This window comes from Ningiella algicola, from assembly GCF_028401415.2.
Taxonomy (GTDB): Bacteria; Pseudomonadota; Gammaproteobacteria; order Enterobacterales; family Alteromonadaceae; genus Glaciecola.
The window spans coordinates 1,353,179-1,376,066 of sequence record NZ_CP171821.2 but is presented as its reverse complement, the minus strand read 5'-3'; the positions used below and the strand labels follow the sequence as shown (position 1 = coordinate 1,376,066).

The following is a 22,888-nucleotide window of genomic DNA, read 5'->3' as shown; positions in this document are numbered from 1 at the left end:
AGAGGTACACACTATGCATCCAGCTCTTTGGATAAGTAAAACAGGCCTAGATGCCGCACAAACAGATGTTGCGGTTGTTTCAAATAACTTGGCAAATGCGAGCACCGTAGGATTTAAAAAAGACCGCGCAGTTTTCGAAGATTTACTGTATCAGAACATTAATCAACCTGGCGGTCGAAGCTCAGCAGATACCGAGTTACCCTCCGGTTTGATGTTGGGTGCGGGTTCCAAAGTGGTTGCCACTCAGAAAACGCATACTCAAGGTAACTTGCTAACGACTGAAAATGCCTTAGATATGTCGATTCAAGGCAGAGGATTTTTTGAGATTCAAATGCCTGATGGCAGTCTTTCGTATACGCGAAACGGTCAGTTTACCTTAAACGATCAGGGGCAAATGGTGACACCCGGAGCGGGTTTTGTGCTTCAGCCAGTGATTACCCTACCACCAGATGCGCAACAAGTCACAATATCTCAAGACGGTGAAGTGTCCGCTCAGCTGCGCGGACAAGCTGAGCCTCAGGTGTTGGGACAGATTAACATTGCCGATTTTATTAACCCGGCTGGCCTCCAGCCTCTAGGCCAAAATCTGTATGCCGAAACGGCCGTATCTGGTGCGCCTGTGCAAGGCGTTCCCGGTTTGCAAGGTTTAGGGACGCTTGCCCAAGGTACGCTTGAAACTTCCAATGTGAATGTAACAGAAGAGCTGGTTAACTTAATTGAGTCTCAGCGCTTGTACGAGATGAACTCAAAAGTGATTTCATCGGTTGACCAAATGCTTGGTCAAGTTATTCAACAGCTTTAAGAGGCTTAAGATGATTATTCGTCTCATTCCAATATTGTTAATACTGGCCAGCGTCAGTGCGTGCAAATCAACTGTGCAAGAAACGGTAAGCGCAAACGACCCATTTTATGCGCCGCCGGTCCCCGTACAAAAACGCGATGAAATTGTCCATGACGGCAGTTTGTTCACCGCATCACTCGCCAATAGCTTGTACAGCGATGTCACAGCGCGTCGCGTGGGTGATATTATTACCGTAACGCTAAGAGAAAATACCGCAGCAACCAAAAGTGCAAACACGCAAACTTCGCGCGAGTCGAATGTAGACTTGCAACCGATGTTGGGGCTTGGTGGTAATGCAATTCGTATCGGCAATGAGGCGATTCAACTGGGGGTTGATTCGAGCAATGATTTTGCGGGAGACGCGCAGGCTCGCCAGAGTAATTCTTTACAAGGCAACATTTCGGTAACCGTGTTAGACGTTTTGCCAAATAATAATTTAGTTATCCGCGGCGAAAAGTGGCTCACCTTGAATAATGGTGACGAATATATTCGTTTGACTGGCGTTGTGCGTCCGGCGGATATTTCACCTGAAAACGAAATCGAATCGACAAAAATCGCCAACGCTCGCATTCAATATAGCGGCACCGGCAGTTTTGCCCGCGCTCAAGAAAAGGGCTGGCTCACGCAGTTCTTCTCTTCCACATGGTGGCCGCTCTAATGAAAATGCTTACTTACTTATTTATCACGTGCTTAGCGCTTGTCAGCTCAGCGCCTGCATTTTCCGGCCAGCGCATCAAAGATTTAGCTAGCATACAAGGCGTAAGAGCGAACCAGTTGGTGGGTTATGGCTTAGTCGTTGGTTTACCGGGTACAGGTGAGCAGAGTCCATTTACAGAGCAGTCTTTTCGTACCATGTTGACCAACTTTGGCATCAGCTTAGACTCGAATACGCGTCCAATGATCAGAAATGTAGCTGCGGTCGCTGTGCATGCAGAACTTCCAGCATTTACAAAGCCAGGTCAACGAATTGATGTCACTGTATCGTCAATGGGTGAAGCAGAAAGTTTACACGGCGGGACCTTACTACAGACATTCTTGAAGGGTTTAGACGGTGAGGTTTACGCAGTGGCTCAAGGCTCACTTGTTGTCTCAGGTTTCGGTGTGCAAGGTAATGACGGTTCTCGCATTGTCAGCAACACACCTACCGTAGGTACCATCGCCAATGGTGCCTTAGTGGAGAGAGAGGTGCCAAGCGGTTTGATGCAAAACGACTTTTTGACACTCAATCTGCACAGTCCCGATTTTAGTACCGCTCAAGCTATGGCAGATGAAATCAACAATCGATTAGGTGCTGACCCGAGCATGGGATATGCGATTGCATCCCCCATGGATGCAGCTTCAGTCAAGGTGCAAGCCCCGCGAGATGTTGCTCAACGAGTCGGTTTTTTAGCGACTATTGAAAACTTTGAATTTGAACCGGCTGCTGCACCTGCGCGCATTGTCGTAAATAGCCGTACGGGCACAATCGTAATCGGACAAGATGTGCGTTTAATGCCCGCTGCCATTACCCACGGTGGATTAACCGTCACTATTTCAGAAGACCCTCTCGTGGCACAGCCCAATGCATTTGGTGGCGGTGAAACAGCGATTGTGCCTCAGTCTATTATTGATGTAGAGCTGGACGATAGCCGCATGTTCAAGTTCGACCCAGGCGTAACGCTTGACCAGCTAGTTCGAGCGGTAAATGAAATTGGTGCAGCGCCTGGTGACTTGATGGCGATATTAGAAGCTTTGCGGCAGGCCGGTGCCTTGCAGGGCGAACTAATCGTTATTTAGTGACAGCAAAGAAAGGGTGTAGATCGTGAATATGGATTTATCAGCAAACATGAAGTCAAAACTCGAGATGTCGCGCTCTGTGCACGACCTCCAAGGTTTGGATTCTCTTCGTGCTGCCGCTAAATCTGGTGATGATGCTGCTTTAGAAGAGGCCGCGAAACAGTTTGAAGCTATTTTTGTGCAAATGCTGCTAAAGTCGATGCGTAAAGCGCAAGAATCTCTCGCGGATAAAGACAGCCCATTTAATTCTGACCAGGTAAAGTTTTATCGGGATATGCATGATCAGCAAATTGCGACCGATTTGTCGACCAATGGAAGTATTGGTCTAGCGGATGTGATTGTTCAGCAAATGAGTGTAAACAATGGCGTGATGCCCGCGAGCGCTGTACGAAATGATGCCGAACTCTCTATTCTCAATCGCAACGCGATGTTACGCTCAATGATACAGTCACAGGCTTCTCAGCAGAGCCAAGTAAGCAATTCAGATGTCGATTCGAGTTCTTCAGTGCAGATGCCGACAAAAAAGGCGGCTTTTGATTCCCCTAAAGCGTTTGTTGAGTCTCTATACCCTCAAGCACAGGCAGCAGCAGAACGCTTAGGTATTTCACCTAAAGCGCTTATTGCTCAGGCCGCAGTCGAAACAGGTTGGGGCAAATTTATGATCCACGAGGGTGATGGCAACAATGCACACAACCTTTTCGGAATCAAAGCAGATAAGCGCTGGGACGGCAACAAAACCGCGATAGACACATTAGAGTTCGAAAATAATTTGCCGCAAAAACAACAGGCGGTATTTAGAGCCTATAATAATTTTTCTGAGTCACTGCACGATTATGTGGATTTTGTGCGCTCTAACCCGCGATATGAACAAGCCCTATCAAAAACCGATGAACCGAAAGACTATTTTCGAGAGCTTCAGCGGGCTGGTTATGCAACTGACCCCAACTACGCTGACAAAATTATGTCAGTTTACAATAGTCCGACCATGCGAGAGTTATTGCCGTGATGCAAGGGTTTAATCAAACATCCCAAGTGAGTGGAAAACCGATATGATCAGAAATGCCGATTTGTTTACCCTTTCTAAAACGGGAATAAACGCCAGCAACAGGTTACTAAACACCACAAGTAACAATATCGCAAACGTCAATAGCGAAGGCTATATACGAGAGCGAACAGAGTTCACTAGCCGCCTGAATGGCGGGGTAGATTTTGGTTTTACCGATCGGGTGTTTGACGTGTTTGCACAAAATCAATTACGCCGTGATACCTCATTGGTAGGTGAATCCCAAGCATTTTATGACCGTGTAAAGGGTCTAGATCAGGTGCTCGCTAGCGAGGCAAATAGCATAGCGGGTGCCATGACGAGTTTTTTCTCGGCCATTCAAACTGCTGCTGACGACCCCACGTCTATGCCTGCTCGAGATGCCATAATGGGGCAAGCTCAGGGAATGATGAATCGCATTACGCAACTTGGCGATTTTATGAAAGCTAAGGAAGAAGAGGCGGAACTTCAAATTCAGCAATCGGTAGATAGAGCGAATTCACTCATCCAACAAATTGGTGACTTAAACGAAGCTGTGCAGGTTGCGGTGGGGTCGTCTGTTGTCGATACGCCAACCAAACTTTTAAATCAGCGCGATCAAGCTATATTGGAGCTTTCGCGTATCGTCGAAGTAGAAATTCGTAACAGTCCAAACGGCGACCAAGGGCTGACAGTTAACTTAAAGACCGGAGAGTCTTTGGTAATGGCGGACGGAAGTTTCAACGTTTTTGCGGTTGGCGGCGAGCCTGACTTTACTAATCGTCAGTTGACCCTTAGAACGGATTTTCGGTCGCCCACCAAAGGCGATGCGACAATCAATGTACTTGAAGAAAATTTAGGTGGTGGGCTGGGCGGTTTGTTCCAATATCGTGAGCAAGTCCTAGAACCAGCCCAACGCGATTTGGGCAAGCTGACTATTGCTCTTGCAGATGCGGTGAATACGCAAAATCGGCGAGGCATGGACATCGATCAACAGATTGGTGGTGACATCTTCAACATTCCAAGTTTTAGCGCAATAAACTATCCGCAAAATAGCGACTTGTCGCTGCATGTAGCCGGACGAATATCTTCAGGCGCAGGTGATGAAGTCACTAACAATGACTTTGATATTACGATTTTGACGGCACCTTCTGGCAGTCCCGCTACCTTTGATATTGAAGTTGCCACAGTAAAAAGCGATGGACGACCACAACTTGATGCAAGCGGCGACCCGATTACTCAAGTGCAAACGGTGCGGGCAGGGCGCGGTGTATTCAACGCAACGATAGGTGGTATCCAACTAGAGTTCGCGAGCGGCGCAGCCTACAGTGTAGGAGATAAATTTTTAATTCAACCTACGCGTTTCGCAGCAGCGAACCTAAGCATGGCAACCACGCGAGCGGAAGATTGGGCATTTGCAAAACCCATTCGCGTAGACAGCGGTGGACAAAACTTAGGTGACGCAACTCTGGTCGCGACCCTCTCTACGAATACGAACGTTGACGTGGGCTTCGTTGGCTCAGGTGGCTCCGCATTTGATGGAGCAGGGGGCTTGCACACACTCGCTGCATCCCCGTCCCCACTTTTTGGCGCGCCGGTTTCGGTAAGATTTACCGCTCCTGATAGTTACGAGGTTTTAGACAATAGTGTTCCGGCAAATATCATAACGACCGTGAGCGGCGTGACGGACTTAAATGACTTACTTAGTAAAGCAAAAGGTGGAGGAAGTCCTCCATGGCCTGCAGAGTTTGCCGCCTTAAGTGACTACCCAGGATACGATTTTTCTCTTCAAGGAGAGCCCAAACCGGGCGATACCTTTACCGTTAGTTTTAATACCGATGGTATAAATGATAACCGCAACGCCCTTGAGTTTGCTAATTTACAGCAACAAGATTCAGTGCGCCAGGGCAATGCAAGTAATACAAACAAAACGACATTTAACGAAGCTTATTCTTCACTAGTTGGGTTTGTTGGTTCGGCGACAGCGAATGCCAGCGTGAGTCTTGAAGCAGCGAAGGTAATGGAAGTGCAATCCTCTGAATGGTTCGAATCAACCGCTGGCGTGAGTTTAGATGAAGAAGCGGCAAATTTAATTCAGTTTCAACAGTCATATGCAGCGGCTGCGCAAATTCTTACTTCTGCACGAGAAATGTTTGACACAATATTGGCAGTAACTCGGTAGATGAATTATTGCCATTTATTTATTAGCGTACTCAGAAAACTAGACTATTGGGAAGTAGTATGAGAGTGACCACCAATTTAATATTCGACCAAAATCTTCGTGCTATCAACACAAGTCAAGGTGAACTGTCTGATTTACAAAGTCAGTTAGCAAGTGGCAAAAGAATACTGAAACCTTCGGATGACCCGGTTGGTGCTGCGCAAGTTGTTCGCTTAACCGAAGAATTAAACAAAAATGAGCAGTATCAACGCAACATAAGCATGGCAACCAGCAACCTAGAGTTGCAGGAAACATCACTGCGCAGCATAACTGATGCGATGAATCGAGCGAGAGTGTTAACGATACAATCAGGCAACGGGATTTTTTCGCAAGACGACCGAAAGGCCATTGCGTCTGAGATTGAGCAGTTGCGTAATCAAGTCGTCGACTTAATGAATACCCAAAATGCCACCGGAGATTTCATTTTTGCCGGTTATCAGTCTGAAAAGCAGGCCTTTGAGTTTAATCCAGCCAATGATGACAACCCGGTTCGTTTTATGGGAGACGATGGTACCAATCGAGTACAAATTTCTGACAGCGTTAGCATTCAAACGACAAGCTCCGGCAAATCATTGTTTGAGGATGTTAACGCTCGACTTAACTTTTCAGTCGTCGCGGTGCCCGGTGTCGCCCTAAATAAAGCAGAAATTGAGGATCAGCGCAGTTTTGATGATTTTCATCAAGATAACTTTGATCCCCTTAATCCAAGTAATAATCTTTATGATTTGAGGATCACGGCCTTAGATGAAATCACCGTGACCCATGTAGCGACAGGCGCAGATATCGACACTATTGCTTTTTCATCGGGCGAAAACATCCGTTTTAATGGTATCGAGCTTAACATTATCGGCACACTTGGCGGTTCGGTGCGCTTGGACTTGAATCGTCCTGAAAAAAACAATATGGCAGAAACCCTTCACAAGATGGCGCAAGCCCTCAACGATGAGACACTGAGTGATGGAGAGTTTGCCTCTATCATCGAAGATACAATAGTTGGCATTGATAATGGCTTGAGCAAAATGTCTCGGGAGAGCTCTTCTATTGGCGCGCGTTTGAACATTGCTCAGTCCGTAAATAGCGCCTTGCTAGACAGTGAGGTAACGGTAAGCCAAACGCGTTCCGCAATCCAAGATGTGGATTATGCGCAAGCATCTTCAGATTTTGCGCGTCAAGAAACAGCATTGGAAGCAGCCTTTGCAAGTTTTCCTCGTATCGCAAATCTATCTTTGTTCAATTACATTTAAGTCAAAAGCTGAAGCGCCCAAAACGTCACTAATTGGGCGTCTCACAAAACTATTTAAGATTTTTTTCCTCCTTAAATAATGGTTTCTAAACACAGATAAAGCCCATTCCTAAAGTGCTCCAAACAAAGTTCATTTTTTAAAAGCGGCAAAAGTTTGCCGCTTTTGTCATTTTTTAATCAAATTTGGTTAAAGAGATCTTCTACATCGTCGATACAAACTTCGAGAGAGCCAGTACACGTACTTTTTCATTGATGAAAAGTAATGTTCTGCCATTTGTAACAGAATACCGGAATTGGTCCGGCTGCCAGCAAGCGCTGGACTGAGAGTAGTAGGAGAGACTTATGTCTATGTTCGTCAATACTAACGTTTCAAGCTTAAACGCCCAACGTCAGTTATTTAATACATCTAATTCACTAAATACGTCATTTGAACGTTTATCATCTGGTATGCGAATTAACCGAGCAGCAGACGATGCAGCTGGTCTTCAAATTACAGATCGCATGACCACTCAAATCAATGGTTTGAATCAAGCTGTGCGTAATGCAAATGATGCGATTTCACTATCGCAAACTGCAGAAGGCGCGTTGTCTGAAACAACAAACGCACTTCAGCGTATTCGTCAGCTAGCCGTCCAATCGCAAAACGGTATTAATTCAGATGAAGACCGCATTGCACTTCAAAAGGAAGTATCGGCGCTTAAATTTGAAATTTCACGCATTGCATCAGACACCCAATTTAATGGTGTTGATTTGCTATCAGGTGGTTTTTCAGCAGCGTTTTTGGTAGGTGCAAACGCCAATCAAAATATTTCGGTTAACTTATCACGCGCAGGAGGCTTTGGTGCCTCTAGTCTAATTGGTGCCTTAAGTATTTCAACGGTTGCAGGTGCTTCTGTTGCACTTTCAGCGATTGATGGTGCTATTTCGGCCATCGGTGGTACACGCGCAGACTTAGGTGCACTGACTAACCGTTTCCAGTCAACTATTCGTAATCTATCGAACGTTGCAGAGAACATGTCAAATGCCCGCTCACAAATCCGTGATACTGACTTTGCACAAGAAACAGCTAATTTAACTCAGCAGCAGATTCTACAGCAGGCGAGCACAACGATTTTGTCTCAGGCAAATCAGCGTCCGCAGTCAGCGCTTCAGCTTCTCGGTTAATCGCTTCAAGTTATAATCAAAAAAGCGGCAGTTATTTGCCGCTTTTTTAGTTTTAGTGGCAAATTTCTTTAAAGAGTTTTTTTACACGGTCGATACAGTATTTGAGAGAGCCAGTACATGAACTTTTCTATTGATGAAAAGTAATGTTCTGCCATTTGTAACAGAATACCGGAATTGGTCCGGCTGCCAGCAAGCGCTGGACTGAGAGTAGTAGGAGACACCCATGTCTATGTTCGTCAATACTAACGTTTCAAGCTTAAACGCCCAACGTCAGTTATTTAATACATCTAATTCACTAAATACGTCATTTGAACGTTTATCATCTGGTATGCGAATTAACCGAGCAGCAGACGATGCAGCTGGTCTTCAAATTACAGATCGCATGACCACTCAAATCAATGGTTTGAATCAAGCTGTGCGTAATGCAAATGATGCGATTTCACTATCGCAAACTGCAGAAGGCGCGTTGTCTGAAACAACAAACGCACTTCAGCGTATTCGTCAGCTAGCCGTCCAATCGCAAAACGGTATTAATTCAGATGAAGACCGCATTGCACTTCAAAAGGAAGTATCGGCGCTTAAATTTGAAATTTCACGCATTGCATCAGACACCCAATTTAATGGTGTTGATTTGCTATCAGGTGGTTTTTCAGCAGCGTTTTTGGTAGGTGCAAACGCCAATCAAAATATTTCGGTTAACTTATCACGCGCAGGAGGCTTTGGTGCCTCTAGTCTAATTGGTGCCTTAAGTATTTCAACGGTTGCAGGTGCTTCTGTTGCACTTTCAGCGATTGATGGTGCTATTTCGGCCATCGGTGGTACACGCGCAGACTTAGGTGCACTGACTAACCGTTTCCAGTCAACTATTCGTAATCTATCGAACGTTGCAGAGAACATGTCAAATGCCCGCTCACAAATCCGTGATACTGACTTTGCACAAGAAACAGCTAATTTAACTCAGCAGCAGATTCTACAGCAGGCGAGCACAACGATTTTGTCTCAGGCAAATCAGCGTCCGCAGTCAGCGCTTCAGCTTCTAGGATAATCACCTAGAAGCTAGAAACCCTCTGTTTGGGGAATGAAGCCAGGAGGTAGTAGCTTGTTTTCACCAGCCAAACAGCAAAAGAGTCTGCCAACTCTCTAAATAAGGCATTTGGCCAGGTCTTGCCTGGCCAAATATTTCCTATCAAAAACATGCGCTTAACCAGTGCTTGCCATCTATTTAGAAAATATTCTAAAGGTTTTCCCCTGCCTGTCCGATACCTTATTTGAGCAAGGCAAATACACAATAATAATAACGATTAATTAGACCTTGCAACAACGCTCATATGCTAATAATAAGAAAAACCAAACGACTAAATTGTGTGTTGTGAAGGATGCGATTGCTGAAACAAGCAAGATTTCAAAGGAAGTTGAAGAATATACGCTGAACTGCCAACTGACAGGTTTGACGCCAGGAGGTAGTGAGAGGTATGAGGTCTGGAACATCTTACCTGTCAGTCAGCAAAGAGCTTTCGCTCTGTTACAGCATATATGCACCAGTAACTGTAGTGAACAGCTAATGGAACGAATCAGTCCATGATTCACATTTTAACAAGCACTATATGTGCCAATAACTTAAAACGCCTTAATAAATATAATAAAAAGGCTCTATTATTTAAATCGTTAGGAGATTGTTATGTCTTTATTTGTCAATACTAATGTTTCATCACTAAGCGCCCGTCGTTTTCTTAATGAAACCAACACCAATTTAAGTACGGCTTTTGAACGCCTTTCATCCGGTATGCGGATTAACAGTGCAAAAGACGACGCAGCGGGTCTACAGATTTCTGACCGCATGACCTCGCAAATTCAAGGCTTAGATCAAGCCGTTAGAAATGCAAACGACGGAATTTCGTTATCACAAACTATTGAAGGTGCGATGACAGAAATTACGAGTTCCTTGCAACGAATTAGAACACTAGCCATACAATCCCAAAACGGAATCAATAGTGTGGAAGATAGGGCGGCGCTTCAAAAAGAAGTGTCGGCATTAAAATCAGAAATTAGCAGAATCGCGCAAACCACTCAGTTTGGGGGCGTAAATGTGCTTCAAGGCGGATTTTCGTCAAGGTTCTTGGTTGGTGCTAATGCGGGTCAGACCATCAGTGTAAACGTATCGCGTGCTGACGGCTTTGGTACATCAGGATTATTCGGTGCAAGCGCAGCTGCGCTTTCAGTCGCTACGCCAGGTGCGGCATCTACAGCGCTTGCCGCAATTGATGATGCGATTCAAGTCGTCAATTCAAAGCGTGCTGACTTAGGTGCAATACAAAACCGTTTTCAGTCGACGATTAGAAACCTTGGCAACATCTCAGAAAATGTCTCTGCGGCTAGAAGTCGTATTCAAGACACCGATTTTGCCGCTGAAACCGCTAACTTAACAAAACTGCAGATTATTCAGCAGGCGAGCACTACAATTTTGTCGCAGGCGAATCAGCGTCCGCAAGCGGCATTATCGCTTCTTCAAGGTTAAGCGAGCAAGAGAATAAACAAGGATTGACGATAACAAGGGATGTTAAAAAAGAAAATGTTCGAATGAACAATGTATGTAAGAGGTAAAAAGTCGACTAACAAGACTGAGAGTGTAGGATAGGTTGAGAGGCCAGTACTTACGTTCTACCATCCTGCCAGTCGACGGAAAAGTTTGCTCCAACTCCTAACGTGAGCAAGTTGGCCGAGCCGCCCCATGGCTCGGCCTTTTTTCTTTTGGTGATGTTTATCTTTAATAAGGCTATGCGTCAAATTGTCGTCAAGTCTTTGTCGCTCAATCGCACAACCCGCTAGAGTCCTATTTATATATTGCCTTTCATGGCGCCTACATAAAGATACAAACATCGCTTCAACATTTGTGAAAAATACTAAGCACATTATGTGCCAGAATCGGAATTTTGGTCTAAGAATGCTTTATAAGATTGGAGAAAAACTTATCAAGCCTTAGGGCATTGAGCTTAGCTTCCTGCGTCTTAGCAGCATTGTATTCGCCTAGTGCGTAGCCATGCTAGGTTTTGTAGGTGGTGAGCATGATTGTTTCGCGAATTCTTTATACCCACTGTTAAACACATCTCTGTGTTCACAATAAAAAAGAAAACCTTATTTAATAAAAAATATAACAAAAACAATCACTAAAATATTTTTCAAATTTTTTTAAGAATTTTTCTAAAGATTGTGATGTTCAGGCCGATACCCTTAGTTGAGCGGCAATACATCCAAAATATTTAAGTTTGTATTGTCGATATGAGGTTTTTGGTACTGGCGTAGTGACCCAGTATCAAAATTAAAAAGAAAAGTAGCCAGCGAACGCCATGTAAAACGTTCACGCAACGCTGGTTTATGGAGGTAGTATGTCAGTATTTGTTAATACAAATGTGTCTGCACTTAATGCGCAGCGTCAATTATTCGATTCTTCGAATGCACTCAACAAGTCTTTTGAAAGGCTTTCTTCTGGTCAACGCATTAATCGTGCTTCGGACGATGCTGCAGGCCTTCAAATCAGTGATCGTATGACCTCACAGATTCAAGGTTTGAATCAAGCGGTTCGTAACGCAAGCGACGGTATTTCACTTGCACAAACAGCTGAGGGCGCGTTGGCAGAAACAACCAATGGCTTACAGCGAATGCGACAGCTGGCAATTCAAGCACAAAATGGTATTAACTCAGATGCAGATCGCGAAGCCTTAAACAAGGAAGTGTCTGCAATTATATTAGAGCTATCGCGAATTGGGTCTGATACTCAGTTCAACGGTAATGATATTCTAGCAGGTGCGTTTTCAGCGGTATTCTTAGTGGGTAGTCAGGCCGGTCAAAACATCTCAGTGAATTTATCCAGAGCAGGTGGTTTTGGTGCCTCAGGATTGGGTGTTGGCGGTATTTCAATTTCAACCGTCGCCGGTGCCTCCACAGCGCTATCGACAATTGACGGCGCTATAAGTGCCTTGGGTGGACAACGAGCAGACTTAGGTGCATTAAGTAATCGTTTCGAATCAACCATTCGCAACATTTCAAATGTGTCCGAAAATATATCAGCCGCTCGCAGTCAGATTAAAGACGCTGACTTTGCAAAAGAAACCGCAGATTTAACCAAAAACCAAATATTACAGCAGGCTTCGCTATCCATATTATCGCAAGCCTCACAGCGGCCTCAGTCAGCGCTTGCGCTGCTAGGCTAAATGCTTTCTAAGTTGCGTTGAACGGGCGGTTCACCAGCTACTCTAGGTGCAACCGCTCCTCCCTTTTTGGGAGTGTATCGCAGTTTACAAAGCAAGCAAGATTGGTAAGTAAATACGTAGGAGACGATTATGGATAATGTAAGTTCGCAAATTGGTCAAAATATTGCTAGGGAACAAGCAAGTGTAATTAACGAAAAGACCTTTCAGAGTAATAACGTGGTGGGTATGCAAACGGGTGCAAGTCAATTCACCAAAAGCGATAACCCAGTCGTTGCTCAACAGGTACGAAACCTTGACAAAAGCTTGACGCAGTTGCCAGAACAACAGCGTCAAAGCGATGAAAAAAAGCTTAAGAATTCCGACTCTTCTGCCGATACATCTACGAGAGAGGAAAATTTCGACTTATCGAGCACCATACAAAGCGCGGGTGAGTTTCTACAAGCTAGAGGGACAGCAATCTCTTTCAGTGTAGATGAAGCGACTGAACGTCAAGTTGTTACGATTAAAGATGCGGCAAACGGTGATGTGATCCGGCAAATACCTTCCGAGGAAGTGCTGAGCTTTGCCCAACGTATGCAAGAATTGTCGTCTGATGTTGGTAAATCCGTAGGAGTGCTAATAGACAGACAAGCCTAGTAAGGTGAATAGCTAGGCGTTTAATTTATGAGGTAAATCATGAGTATTCAATCATTGGGAGTAGGCTCCGGTTTAGACTTAGAGAGTCTTGTCCGCCAGCTCATTTCGGCAGAACGTACGCCTAAAGAAAATAGATTGGATGCTCGTGAAGATATTCTTGAAGAAGAAATTTCTGCTGTTGGTAAAGTGAAATCCAAACTATCTGAGTTTGAAGATGCTGTTAAGGCGCTTCAAGACGCAGATAATTTAAGCGGTAGAGATCCACAAATAGACAACCCTTCACAAAGTAATGAGCCATTTACGGCAAGCCCCGGCAATTCTGCTGTTACGGGTGAGTATAAAATCGCAATAGAGCAAATGGCTCGCGGTTCTCGCGTAGAAACTGCCGATGCTATTGACGGTGGGTTTGCTTCAGCTGACGATGCAGTTTTAACGGCAGGCAGTGCAAATTTAACCTTTAGAATTGGCGATGATGGCGAGGAGTTTACGCTGACAGTGGCTGCCGGTACTACGCTTGAAGAACTGCGCGCCCAAATCAATGACGACGAAAACAATTTTGGCGTGAGCGCTAATATTATTAACACCGGCACCGCAGACGGTGGAGCAAAACTCGTATTTACATCAGACGTGACTGGTGATGGCAACGACCTACAAATTATCAATGACGATAATGTCGCTGAGCTAAATCGCGTAAGTACGACTGATTCATCAGAGTCTGCCACCTTCCTTACTCCGGTGCTTAATGCTCAAAATGCCATTGCAAACATAGACGGCATCCAAGTGCAAAGCGAAACTAACCGCTTTGAAAACACCATTCAAAATGTGCGTTTTGATGCTAGAGAGTTATCTGACAGAGACGCTGATGGAAACGCTATCGCATCCACCCTAACAATTGGGTTTGATACTGAAGGCGTTAAAGAAAACATTGATACCTTCATCGAAAAATATAACGAATTGATGGACGAATTCGATGAATTGACGCGATATGGCGCGACCGAGGAAGACGAAGACGGTGCGCTTGCTGGTGATTCTATGGTGCGAGGTATTCAAGCAGGACTATCAAACATTTTAGGTAGTAGCATATCTGACTCTGTTCTGGGTAGCCTATTTACCATTGGTGTTGAGCTAACGGCCGAGGGTCGATTAGAAATAGGCGCGAGCGACTTTGGTCTAGGCTCAGGCTCATCACGATTGAATGATGCACTTGCCGATAACTTTGACGAAGTATCGGAACTGTTTTCGGGAGAGAACGGTATCGCTACTGCCTTACTCGCCTTTACCGAAGAATATACACAGAGCTCAGGCCTACTCAAATCGCGTGAAGACGTAATCAAGGATCAACAGGGCAACTTAGAAACCGAACGAGAACAATTTGAGCTGCGTATGGAGGGCTATGAAGCAACGCTTAGAGCCAGATACTTAAGCCTTGATTCCACCGTAGCTAGTTTGCAATCGACCGGCAATGCTTTGTTTGCAGCATTAGGAAATATTTAGATGACACGTAAAGCAATTAACGCGTACCAAAAGGGCACACTAAAACAAGATATCGCCAATGCTGATCCTCACAAACTTACGCTAATGCTAATGCAAGGTGCATTGGACAAGCTTGCATATGCGAAAGGTTGTATTGAGCGAAACGACTTAAAAGGTCGAGCCGAACACTTATCAAAAGCTACCGCAATCTTTATTAACTTGCGTGATACGCTTGATTTAAATATTGGCGGTGAGTTTGCCGAGAATTTATATTCACTCTACGATTATTTTCTATCGCAGTTAGCGGGCATTTCAGCGGAAAATGGCGTAGACATTATCAACGAAGTGTTGCAATTGTTTTTGCCAATTAAAGATGCATGGGCGCAAATCCCAGAAACCGCAAAACGAGAAGCGTATGCGCAAGCTAGCGCGTAAGTGCAGCTTTTTCATTGAAAATCAGTGTATTAAGCTTGATTAAGCTGACGCACCACCATACCCCTAAAGCCTTATCTTCCATAAATGAAGAGATTGAGTGCTGCCTGGCAAATGCAGGCGGCGATCTAAACGCTGACCCGATAAACGACTCACACTTAAAGATATTGATTGACCAACGCGAAAAACTGGTCAACTTATTGCTTAAAGAGCTAGCAGAACCCGAAGTTAAGCATTTCGCAAAGGCGGAGCTTACTGTAAATGACGCCTTGCTTGCACTTGTTTCGAGTATTCGAGATGAAGCAAAAGCGACGCTCACGGGAATTACTAAATCTTCTAAAGCGATTAAACAATATCAAAAAGTGTGACCATGCATAATGACATTAGACTTCACTTAGCAAAAAACGAAAAAAAGCAGTCACAAAGCGAAGCTAAAATTGCACAGAAGGTGCAACAGACATTTGATGCTAACGTAAAGGCATTCAAGCAATTCATCCCCAACATCGCCGCAGAAATAGCGAAGTCGCAATCGCTTGACTGCAGTATTATGGTGGATCAAAACGGCGACATTAACATTGTCGATGTGAAGACGGGGATCACCTTCTATCACTTTGACGTAGATACCGAAATTGATAAACAGGTCGAAAACCTTGGCTTGCATAGCGCACTGGTCAATTGGCCCAAAACGGGTACTCAGAACACCGAAATAAATGGCATCGACGTCAAAATGGATGCTATTGACGGGTTCGACAGATTTAAATCATATGCTGAATCATCAGACACACTAATACAGCATTCTCTGCCCATTGATAGTTTAGTTGTGTTTGGCATAGGCAAAGGTCGACATCTGTTGCCGCTAATTAAACAAACCAGCGCTCAATACATTGTCCTTTACGAGCCAAGTTGGGATTTGTTTTTCTGTTCATTGTACTGCTGTGATTGGCGAGAAATACTGCATTATGCACAGCAAAATCAAGCCCGCCTTTTTATACAGTTCGATAAAAATGCTAGATATCTTTATCAAGACTTACGTGAGCTGAGCGCGGCGTTCAGCTTAAATAAAATCCTATTTTATAAGCATTATAATGAGCCAAGCTTTGATGCGATCATGCTTGCCCTGCGCTTGGGGAATACAAATGTACTCAACTATGAATGCGTGCCTGATGAAAATGTTGCCTTCAACGAGTGGGTAGGGCACTGGACAAGTTCACTTAAGCCCTCCAAGTGGTCTTGTGTACAAAGTGCATCTTCAGACAATTCAAGCACACTTACTAATTGCAAACAAACTTACAAAAAGAACCTTAAGGCCTTCCATAAGTATTTCCCAGATTTAGCCAAGCAATTCTCAGAGTATCAAAGCAAAATTTGGCATCCAGTCGTCCATGTAGAGTCGGGGCAGATTAATTTATTCAATCAACACACTTGCACCTTTATCTCAATTGAAGAAGCGAAGCGCGCCGGGCGAACGTTGGCTCGTCATTTCAAACGCTATCCAAACCAAGATAGCATTGTGTTTGGCTACGACTCCGACAAACAAAAACACTATCTGCACAATATATTTATTCGCCGAACGGCAACATTACTTGGAGCGCAGCAATACGAAAAGGGTAAATTACCCCAAAAGGTGAGCTCGCTTATTTTGTTTGGAGTGGAAACTGGATATGCCCTAGAGGCGCTTTATGAAAAACATCAGATTACTAACGCCTTCATTTGCGAGCCTAATCCTGACTTTTTCTTTGCTTCTATGTACGCCGTTGATTGGGCAAAAATCATTAAGCGCGTAGATAAACAAAAAGGTCGAATATATCTTAATGTGGGTGAAGCCGGCTCGCAGCTATTTTCTGATATCAACAATCAATTTATGCAGATTGGGCCGCATTTACTGGCAGAAAGCTATTTCTTTCAGTCTTATTACAATGCGCCATTGTCGAGAGTGGTTCAAGATGTGCGCGACCAGCTAAGAATTACCTTTACGCTATGCGAAAACATTGATCACGTGTTGTATGGAATCAATCATACAAAGCATGCCTTAGCGCAAAAAATCCCTGCCATGCTGTCGCACGCTCCCCAGAGAATTCCGCAAGCCACCCGGGAACTGCCGCTTTTCATCGTGGGCAATGGTCCATCACTGGACAACAATATAGCGTTGGTAAAAGAGTATCGTGAACAAATATTGGTGGTCAGCTGCGGAACGGCGCTCCAGGCGCTTTACAACTATGGCATTACGCCAGACTTTCATGCAGAAGTAGAACAATGCAGAGCAACCTTTGATTGGGCCTCACGCATTAATGACGCTGAGTATCTAAAGCAAATTACGCTGGTAAGCGTCAATGGTATTCACCCAGACACTTGCGGAATTTATAAAGACACGCTGTTTGCATTTAAATCGGGCGAATCATCCACCGCGTCTGCGCTGTCGATTTTTGGTCGCGATAAATTCGCTACCTTAAAGCGCGCATTTCCTACGGTTACCAATCTTGCTGTGAATTTCTTTTTGGAGCTGGGCTTCAATAATCTTTATTTATTGGGAGTGGATCTGGGTTTTGTCGATTACAAAAAACACCATAGCAGTCAGTCAGGCTATTTTGAAAATGGTCAGCAGATTTACGACTACGAAGAAAACTTAGCGAAAAGCTTGCCGGTTAAAGGCAACTTTAGAGAGACCGTATACACCAAAGCGGAGTTTAATATTTCTCGCCTGACGATGGAGCAATCACTGAGTACGGTCAATGTCGATTGTTACAATTTGTCAGACGGCGTCTACATTGAAGGCACCAGTCCGCTAAATGATGAACAAGTGCTGATATTGAACGATGCAATCGACAAAAAGCAGTGTATGTATGATATACGAGAAGCGTTTGCCGTATTAGATATTGATGTAAACGCAAGCTATGAGAAGGCCTTCAGCCGAGGGCGCATGAATAAGCAATTTGAAAAGCTCAGCCGCATCACTTCAAAAACACTCAACGATAAAGAAGATGTGAGAGACATCATTGAAAAGTGTCGAGCGTTTCTAACAAAGAACATGCAAAAGGGTAAATCACTCTTCGGCTTTTATATGTTTGGTTCTTTGAACAACTTATGCGCCACCTTAAATAAGACTTTAATGGCGCAAAGTGACGAACAAGTGCTAAAACACGCTGCATTGATACTTGCTTATTGGAACCGATTGGCCGAAGACACGAAGTCGATGGTGAATTTGCCGGGCGACCTGTTCGATAATGCTGCTTCGTTTTGTGAAAAACGGGAAGCCAATTTGTTAGCAGATCGCAAGATTACCTTTCAAGTATTTAACGACGATATACAGGCGTATTTAAGCGAAGACTTCCCTGAGCAGTTTGTGTTGTGCAATGCAAATGAACGCATCAGCGAAGATTCAATTCGCATCGTTAGCCGCGAAAGTGATATTAAGCCACTGATGCTTTCTCTGGACAGAATAACGCCATTAAATACCTTGATAGTAGCCACAAGCGCAAGCCTGTTTAAGCAGCTTGAAAGGCATTTTACCGATGACGATACTGGTAGTATGCCATCACATCTAAGTTTGGCCTACTTGCCGATTTTCGTCGACACTAATGATGCGATAATCAGCAAAATAGAGCAGGGAAGCGCGCCATTAATCGCTAGAAAAGAGGCAATCGCCTTTATTGCTGCACGCTTAAATGACGTACCGACATTTTCATACATACTCCATCGAGCCAAATTTTTCGATTTTGGCTTGAATCGTGCTTATGCTAAGCAAACAGATGAATATGACAGCGATGCCGTTGATTATTTGGCGGACAGTTTTACAGATATTTTGTCGAAGCAACCTGCTTATTCATTTAAAAAGTATATCGCTTTTACCAAAGATCTTAAGCCTGTTCCTTCTATGTTAGACGGTTTCAAAAACCGAGGCCTGTTTATCAACAGAGCGTTACAGCCATACGAACTGCTTGGAGAATGGTATAAGCAAGCAGATGCAACTGCGATTATGAATCAAGTGATGCATCACTCAGCTTAAGCTCAGTCAGTTAAAGGAGCACGTAAACAGTGTTTGATAACAAAAGTATTTTGATCACCGGCGGCACCGGATCTTTCGGTAAACGTTTTATTCAGCACTTGTTAGATAATTATAAGCCCAAGCGCTTAATTGTATTCTCACGCGACGAACTTAAGCAGTTCGAGATGCAGCAAGTCTTTAATCAAGACTGCATGCGTTATTTTATTGGCGACGTGCGTGACAAAGAGCGCTTGGTAACCGCCACCAAAGATGTCGACTTAGTTGTTCATGCAGCTGCACTGAAACAAGTGCCAGCAGCGGAATACAATCCAAATGAGTGTATCAAGACTAACATCAATGGCGCACAAAACGTGATTGATGCCTGTATTGTGAACGGCATCGACAAAGTGATTGCCTTATCTACCGACAAAGCTGCAAACCCAGTTAACTTATATGGCGCAACTAAGCTAGCCTCTGACAAACTATTTGTGGCGGCGAATAATATCGCAGGTGCCAATGGCCCGCTCTTTTCAGTCGTTCGTTACGGCAACGTGGTAGGCTCTCGCGGTTCAGTGGTTCCTTTTTATCGGGAGCTGTTAAAACAAGGCAGAGAAAAGCTACCTGTGACGCATGATGGCATGACGCGTTTTTGGATTACCCTGGATGAAGGGGTGGCCTTTGTGGTCAAAAACTTCTCGCGTATGCAAGGCGGTGAAATATATGTCCCTAAAATTCCTTCTATCCGTATTCTAGACTTAGTGGAGGCAATGAGCGGCAAGCGTGAATATGAAACCATTGGCATTCGTCCGGGTGAAAAGCTTCATGAAGTAATGGTGCCAGAAGAAATGGCACATCATAGCGTCGAATTTGATGATCACTACGTGATCACGCCCGCCATAAAGTTTACCGGCCTTGACGTAAACTATGCGCATAATAAACTGCTTGAAAAGGGTAAAGTGTGCACTGAGTCATTTGAATATCACTCAGGCACCAATCCACACTTTTTAAGCGTTGAAGAACTTATCGCTTTAGATAAACAAACGCTGTAGTCAGCAAAAAATAACATATGAGTACGAATATGAAATCAGCGCCTATTCCTTATGGTAAGCATCAAATAGTTGCCAGCGATGTAGATGCCGTAATCGACGTACTTGAAAATCATTTTCTGACGCAAGGCAGTAAAGTACCAGAGTTTGAGCAAGCGCTGTGCGACTATACTGGCGGTGAGTATTGTACTGCGGTCAACAGTGGCACTTCAGGTTTGCATGTTGCTTGTTTGGCTTTGGGCGTAGGCGCAGGTGACTATGTTTGGACAGCGCCAAATTCTTTTGCCGCCTCTGCCAATTGCGCCCTGTATTGCGGCGCGTCGGTTGACTTTGTCGATATTAATCCAGATACACGTAACCTTTGTCCCATCGCATTAGAATCCAAATTACTCAAGGCGCAACAGGAAAATAAGTTGCCCAAAGCCATTGTGGTGGTGCATTTCGCAGGCGAAAGTTGCGATATGCAAACCATATCAGCGCTATGTAAACCCTTAAATGTTGCCATTATTGAAGATGCAGCGCATGCACTAGGCGCCGACTACAATAATAAAAAGATCGGGGCTTGCGAATTTTCAGACTTAGCCGTATTGAGTTTTCACCCGGTTAAGTCAATAACCACCGCTGAAGGCGGGGCAATTCTGACGAACAACAAAAAATTACATGATGCCTGTGTGTTGTATGCAAAGCATGGGATCACACGTGACCTTGAAAAAATGCAGGGTGAAATAGATGGCCCGTGGCATTATCAGCAACTTGCGCTTGGCTATAATTACCGCTTGAGTGATTTACAGGCCGCCCTTGGTATTGCGCAGCTTAAGCGTATCGATGATTTTGTGGCCAAACGAAGACGCCTTGCTAAACGCTATTTTGAAGGACTAAAAGACTTGTCGCTCAAACTGCCTCGCTTTGACAGCTTAGAGCAAAGTTCATGGCATTTGTTTATGGTTGAGCTTACTGAGCATGATCGTAAAATGGTGTTCGATAAGCTGCATGAGGCGGATATTTTGGTCAATGTGCACTATATTCCTATCGTCAATCATCCTTATTATCAAGATTTAGGGTTTTTGCCTGAGGATTACCCGAACGCGCTACATTTTTACCAAAATGCGATTACATTGCCCTTATACGTTGATTTAAGCGACCAGCAACAAGACCTCGTCATTAAGACACTCACCGAGATTCTGCAGTGAAATTTGCGCTGATCCCCGCACGAGGCGGAAGCAAGCGCATTCCCAATAAAAATATTAAGGTTTTTAATGGCAAGCCCATCATCGCTTATTCGATTGAAACGGCGATAAATAGCGGCCTGTTTGATGAAGTGATTGTCTCTACCGATTCTAAAGTGATAGCTGATATTTCCAAGCAGTACGGCGCCTCGGTGCCGTTTATGCGACCTGCTGATATATCAGATGATCATGCCAGCACAATGGATGTCATTTTACATGCGATTGAGTATATGCAGCTTCACTATCAAAGTGTGACTCACTGTTGCTGCATTTATGCCACTGCGCCATTTTTAACAAGCGATGTGGTCAAACAGGCTTATGATACGTTAAATCTAGCTCAGACTCAGCACGATGATAGTACTGATGCGCCAAAACCCTGTTTCGCGTTTACTGTTTGCGAGTATTTGTTTCCGGTACAGCGAGCCTTAACATATCAGCAGGGCAAGCTTGCGCCGATGTATCCTGAACATCGCAATACTCGCTCCCAAGATTTAGTGCCCGCTTATCATGATGCTGGTCAGTTCTACTGGGGCACGATAGAAGGCTTTAAGTCGCAAAAACCGGTATTTTCAGAATATTCTCTCCCTATCATTCAGCCTCACTATCTTGTTCAAGATATTGATACTTTAGATGATTGGCGAAGAGCTGAGTTGATGCACCAAGGCTTAAAAAAGTCATAAGTTAACTATTTATTTTCTTGTGTTTTCTGTAATTATTACAAGAAAACTCAACTCGGAATAGTTACATGCCCATACCCTTAGCCTCAAAAGAACACGATTTAGGCGGCCTCACCGTTAAACGAGTATTGCCGCACATGCAAAAGAAAATGATTGGCCCTTTCATATTTTTCGACCACATGGGGCCAAGCGATTTTGATGCAGGACAGGGAATTAACGTACGACCGCACCCGCACATCGGGCTTTCCACTCTGACCTATTTATTCTCTGGCAGCATATTGCACAGAGACTCCTTGGGTAACCATCTTGAGATATTTCCGGGAGATGTGAACTGGATGACAGCGGGTAAAGGCATTGTTCATTCTGAGAGAGAAACCTTTGAGGTCAGAGCCAATCCCCATTTTATTGATGGTTTACAGTGTTGGGTTGCCTTGCCCGAAAACTTATGCGAGCTAGAACCGAGCTTTCAGCATGTAAAAAAACAAAACCTACCAACCTTAACTCACGAGGGCGTGATGATGCGCTTGGTGGTGGGTGAGGCCTACGGCATGAGTGCGCCGGTCAAAACGTATTCGCCGATGTTTTATCTCGACATTGCCGCTTGTGCTGACAGCGAAATTACTGTGCCCAATCTTGAGCAAGAGACGGCAGTTTATATTATTTCTGGTGAGATTGAGCTTGGCGGGCAGCACTTTGGTAAAGGTGATTTTGTGCTTTTTGAACAGGGAGATGAAGGCTTCACATTCACGCAAGCTGGACGAGTGGTGATGTTAGGTGGAGAGCGCTTTGAGCAAGTACCGCATATTACATGGAACTTTGTTGCGTATTCCAAAGAGCGCATCAATCAGGCAATCGAAGATTGGCGTGCTGGTAAATTCCCTTCTGTGCCGGATGACAACAAAGAGTTTATTCCCTATTAGTGCTCGTATTGCCTGCTTAATC

General features: G+C 44.4%; 19 protein-coding genes. All 19 read left to right on the top strand.

All coding sequences use genetic code 11. The features are described from left to right. The first annotated feature begins 13 nt into the window (after window positions 1-13). The gene (gene flgG, locus PN836_RS06150; protein WP_395344371.1) at window positions 14-802 is read left to right on the top strand and encodes a flagellar basal-body rod protein FlgG; all 789 of its coding nucleotides are present in this window, start codon (window positions 14-16) and stop codon (window positions 800-802) included. A 10-nt stretch (window positions 803-812) separates the two neighbouring features. Beyond that, window positions 813-1,499 carry a flagellar basal body L-ring protein FlgH gene (flgH, locus tag PN836_RS06145; RefSeq protein ID WP_395344370.1) on the top strand — a complete coding sequence of 229 codons (687 nt, stop codon included), beginning with the start codon at window positions 813-815 and terminating at the stop codon, window positions 1,497-1,499. 5 nt (window positions 1,500-1,504) lie between these two features. Further along, window positions 1,505-2,617: a flagellar basal body P-ring protein FlgI gene (locus PN836_RS06140; protein ID WP_395345495.1), complete on the top strand. Its 1,113-nt coding sequence runs from the start codon at window positions 1,505-1,507 to the stop codon at window positions 2,615-2,617. A gap of 31 nt (window positions 2,618-2,648) precedes the next feature. Continuing rightward, complete coding sequence (gene flgJ, locus PN836_RS06135; RefSeq protein WP_395344369.1) at window positions 2,649-3,623, top strand: flagellar assembly peptidoglycan hydrolase FlgJ; 975 nt, start codon at window positions 2,649-2,651, stop codon at window positions 3,621-3,623. Between the two features lie 43 nt (window positions 3,624-3,666). Next, window positions 3,667-5,820, top strand: a complete 2,154-nt coding sequence (gene flgK, locus PN836_RS06130; protein WP_395344368.1) for a flagellar hook-associated protein FlgK — start codon at window positions 3,667-3,669, stop codon at window positions 5,818-5,820. 59 nt (window positions 5,821-5,879) lie between these two features. Beyond that, window positions 5,880-7,103 (top strand): flagellar hook-associated protein FlgL, encoded by a 1,224-nt coding sequence (flgL, locus tag PN836_RS06125; RefSeq protein ID WP_395344367.1) that lies wholly within the window; start codon window positions 5,880-5,882, stop codon window positions 7,101-7,103. 341 nt (window positions 7,104-7,444) lie between these two features. After that, the gene (locus tag PN836_RS06120; protein WP_395344366.1) at window positions 7,445-8,266 is read left to right on the top strand and encodes a flagellin; all 822 of its coding nucleotides are present in this window, start codon (window positions 7,445-7,447) and stop codon (window positions 8,264-8,266) included. A 223-nt stretch (window positions 8,267-8,489) separates the two neighbouring features. Further along, on the top strand, window positions 8,490-9,311 hold the full coding sequence (locus PN836_RS06115; RefSeq protein WP_395344366.1) for a flagellin: 822 nt from the start codon (window positions 8,490-8,492) through the stop codon (window positions 9,309-9,311). 633 nt (window positions 9,312-9,944) lie between these two features. Continuing rightward, entirely contained in the window at window positions 9,945-10,781 is an 837-nt protein-coding gene (locus PN836_RS06110; protein WP_395344365.1) for a flagellin, read from the top strand. An 868-nt stretch (window positions 10,782-11,649) separates the two neighbouring features. Then, window positions 11,650-12,474 carry a flagellin gene (locus tag PN836_RS06105; protein WP_395344364.1) on the top strand — a complete coding sequence of 275 codons (825 nt, stop codon included), beginning with the start codon at window positions 11,650-11,652 and terminating at the stop codon, window positions 12,472-12,474. A gap of 129 nt (window positions 12,475-12,603) precedes the next feature. Continuing rightward, window positions 12,604-13,110 (top strand): flagellar protein FlaG, encoded by a 507-nt coding sequence (locus PN836_RS06100; protein WP_395344363.1) that lies wholly within the window; start codon window positions 12,604-12,606, stop codon window positions 13,108-13,110. Window positions 13,111-13,149: 39 nt separating this feature from the next. After that, window positions 13,150-14,604 carry a flagellar filament capping protein FliD gene (gene fliD / locus PN836_RS06095; protein WP_395344362.1) on the top strand — a complete coding sequence of 485 codons (1,455 nt, stop codon included), beginning with the start codon at window positions 13,150-13,152 and terminating at the stop codon, window positions 14,602-14,604. Next, on the top strand, window positions 14,605-15,018 hold the full coding sequence (gene fliS / locus PN836_RS06090; RefSeq protein ID WP_395344361.1) for a flagellar export chaperone FliS: 414 nt from the start codon (window positions 14,605-14,607) through the stop codon (window positions 15,016-15,018). Window positions 15,019-15,032: 14 nt separating this feature from the next. Further along, the gene (locus PN836_RS06085) at window positions 15,033-15,383 is read left to right on the top strand and encodes a hypothetical protein (protein ID WP_395344360.1); all 351 of its coding nucleotides are present in this window, start codon (window positions 15,033-15,035) and stop codon (window positions 15,381-15,383) included. Between the two features lie 2 nt (window positions 15,384-15,385). Next, window positions 15,386-19,018, top strand: coding sequence for a 6-hydroxymethylpterin diphosphokinase MptE-like protein (locus PN836_RS06080; protein WP_395344359.1), 3,633 nt, complete (start codon window positions 15,386-15,388; stop codon window positions 19,016-19,018). A 29-nt stretch (window positions 19,019-19,047) separates the two neighbouring features. Beyond that, complete coding sequence (gene pseB, locus PN836_RS06075; RefSeq protein ID WP_395344358.1) at window positions 19,048-20,046, top strand: UDP-N-acetylglucosamine 4,6-dehydratase (inverting); 999 nt, start codon at window positions 19,048-19,050, stop codon at window positions 20,044-20,046. Between the two features lie 29 nt (window positions 20,047-20,075). After that, window positions 20,076-21,233, top strand: a complete 1,158-nt coding sequence (gene pseC, locus PN836_RS06070) for a UDP-4-amino-4,6-dideoxy-N-acetyl-beta-L-altrosamine transaminase (protein ID WP_395344357.1) — start codon at window positions 20,076-20,078, stop codon at window positions 21,231-21,233. Continuing rightward, the gene (gene pseF, locus PN836_RS06065; protein ID WP_395344356.1) at window positions 21,230-21,949 is read left to right on the top strand and encodes a pseudaminic acid cytidylyltransferase; all 720 of its coding nucleotides are present in this window, start codon (window positions 21,230-21,232) and stop codon (window positions 21,947-21,949) included. The genes pseC and pseF overlap by 4 nt, the downstream gene beginning before the upstream one ends. 65 nt (window positions 21,950-22,014) lie before the next feature. Continuing rightward, window positions 22,015-22,866 carry a pirin family protein gene (locus tag PN836_RS06060; protein WP_395344355.1) on the top strand — a complete coding sequence of 284 codons (852 nt, stop codon included), beginning with the start codon at window positions 22,015-22,017 and terminating at the stop codon, window positions 22,864-22,866. Window positions 22,867-22,888 lie beyond the last annotated feature (22 nt).

What these genes read in the sequence shown, in the direction of transcription:
- flgG (WP_395344371.1), top strand. Translation starts at nt 14, where the DNA reads ATGCATCCAGCTCTTTGGATAAGTAAAACAGGCCTAGATGCCGCACAA.
- flgH (WP_395344370.1), top strand. Translation starts at nt 813, where the DNA reads ATGATTATTCGTCTCATTCCAATATTGTTAATACTGGCCAGCGTCAGT.
- PN836_RS06140 (WP_395345495.1), top strand. Translation starts at nt 1,505, where the DNA reads ATGCTTACTTACTTATTTATCACGTGCTTAGCGCTTGTCAGCTCAGCG.
- flgJ (WP_395344369.1), top strand. Translation starts at nt 2,649, where the DNA reads ATGGATTTATCAGCAAACATGAAGTCAAAACTCGAGATGTCGCGCTCT.
- flgK (WP_395344368.1), top strand. Translation starts at nt 3,667, where the DNA reads ATGATCAGAAATGCCGATTTGTTTACCCTTTCTAAAACGGGAATAAAC.
- flgL (WP_395344367.1), top strand. Translation starts at nt 5,880, where the DNA reads ATGAGAGTGACCACCAATTTAATATTCGACCAAAATCTTCGTGCTATC.
- PN836_RS06120 (WP_395344366.1), top strand. Translation starts at nt 7,445, where the DNA reads ATGTCTATGTTCGTCAATACTAACGTTTCAAGCTTAAACGCCCAACGT.
- PN836_RS06115 (WP_395344366.1), top strand. Translation starts at nt 8,490, where the DNA reads ATGTCTATGTTCGTCAATACTAACGTTTCAAGCTTAAACGCCCAACGT.
- PN836_RS06110 (WP_395344365.1), top strand. Translation starts at nt 9,945, where the DNA reads ATGTCTTTATTTGTCAATACTAATGTTTCATCACTAAGCGCCCGTCGT.
- PN836_RS06105 (WP_395344364.1), top strand. Translation starts at nt 11,650, where the DNA reads ATGTCAGTATTTGTTAATACAAATGTGTCTGCACTTAATGCGCAGCGT.
- PN836_RS06100 (WP_395344363.1), top strand. Translation starts at nt 12,604, where the DNA reads ATGGATAATGTAAGTTCGCAAATTGGTCAAAATATTGCTAGGGAACAA.
- fliD (WP_395344362.1), top strand. Translation starts at nt 13,150, where the DNA reads ATGAGTATTCAATCATTGGGAGTAGGCTCCGGTTTAGACTTAGAGAGT.
- fliS (WP_395344361.1), top strand. Translation starts at nt 14,605, where the DNA reads ATGACACGTAAAGCAATTAACGCGTACCAAAAGGGCACACTAAAACAA.
- PN836_RS06080 (WP_395344359.1), top strand. Translation starts at nt 15,386, where the DNA reads ATGCATAATGACATTAGACTTCACTTAGCAAAAAACGAAAAAAAGCAG.
- pseC (WP_395344357.1), top strand. Translation starts at nt 20,076, where the DNA reads ATGAAATCAGCGCCTATTCCTTATGGTAAGCATCAAATAGTTGCCAGC.
- PN836_RS06060 (WP_395344355.1), top strand. Translation starts at nt 22,015, where the DNA reads ATGCCCATACCCTTAGCCTCAAAAGAACACGATTTAGGCGGCCTCACC.